Source organism: Parasphingomonas caseinilytica, from assembly GCF_036663755.1.
Lineage (GTDB): Bacteria > Pseudomonadota > Alphaproteobacteria > Sphingomonadales > Sphingomonadaceae > Sphingomonas.
Map to the genome: position 1 here is coordinate 1 of NZ_JAXOJL010000024.1, position 1,226 is coordinate 1,226.

At 65.2% G+C, this 1,226-nt stretch carries 1 protein-coding gene; it reads left to right on the forward strand.

Annotation, left to right across the window (positions count from 1 at the left end):
* The first annotated feature begins 57 nt into the window (after positions 1–57).
* Positions 58–1,218 (forward strand): IS30 family transposase, encoded by a 1,161-nt coding sequence (locus U1738_RS20235; RefSeq protein WP_332790836.1) that lies wholly within the window; start codon positions 58–60, stop codon positions 1,216–1,218.
* Positions 1,219–1,226 lie beyond the last annotated feature (8 nt).

Sequence of the window (1,226 nt, forward strand, 5' to 3'; positions counted from 1 at the left end):
GGTGGGTTCAACGGGTCGTCGCAACGCATCATTCTCGAAGCGAGAGGGGTGTGGGCGATGAAGCAGCGGCGGCGGATTTACTACTCGGCAGCGCAGCGCGCGGAGATTTGGGACAGGTGGCAGCGTGGCGAGTCGATGAGTTCGATCGGGCGGCGGTTCGACCGGGAGTCTTCGTCAGTGTTCTCGGTCTTGTCGCCATCGGGGGGCATTCGTCCGGTCGAGCGCAGGCGGTCGGTGCGGGTGCTCAGCCTGAACGAGCGCGAGGAGATATCGAGAGGCCTGGTCGCAGGCCGCTCGCTCAGGGCGATTGCAACCCAGCTCGGCCGCTCGCCATCGACGATCAGCCGCGAGGTCAAGCGGGGCGGCGGTCGGGACCGATACCGGGCGACAGGGTCCGATCAGGCAGCGTGGGACCGGGCGCTGCGCCCGAAGCCCTGCAAGCTCGCTTGCCACCCGGCGTTGCGCCGAACAGTATCGCGCAAGCTGCGCCGCAAATGGTCGCCAGAGCAGGTTGCGGGCTGGCTCAAGCATAGTTTTCCGGATGAAGACCAGCATCGCGTGTCACACGAGACGATCTACAAAAGCCTGTATATCCAGGCGCGTGGCGTCCTCAAAAAGGAGCTGCTCGAGCATCTGCGCGCCAAGCGCACGATCCGGCGCTCGCGCCATGCCACCCTCAAGCGCGACGGTCTCGGCCAGATCAAGGACGCGGTCTCGATCAGCGAACGGCCGGCCTGCATTGAGGACCGCGCCGTGCCCGGGCACTGGGAGGGCGATCTCATCTCGGGCGCGCGAGGCAGCCATGTGGTGACGCTGGTCGAACGCCAGTCGCGCTATGTGATCCTGGCCAAGGTCGCGAACAAGACCACCGACACCGTCGTCTCGGCGCTGATCAAGCAGGCACGCAAACTGCCCCACGAACTCTATCGGTCGCTGACCTGGGATCGCGGCAAGGAGCTTGCCGACCATCGCCGCTTCACCCTCGCGACCGACGTCGCCGTCTACTTCTGCGATCCGCAGAGCCCATGGCAGCGCGGCACCAACGAGAACACCAACCGCCTGCTGCGCCAGTATCTGCCCCACGGCATCGATCTGTCGACCTTCAGCCAGGCCCAGCTCAGCGCCATCGCCCGACAGCTCAACGAGCGGCCGAGAAAAACCTTGATGTACCAAACGCCAGCTGAAATGTTCGCACAGAGCGTTGCGACGATCGGTTGAACCCACCG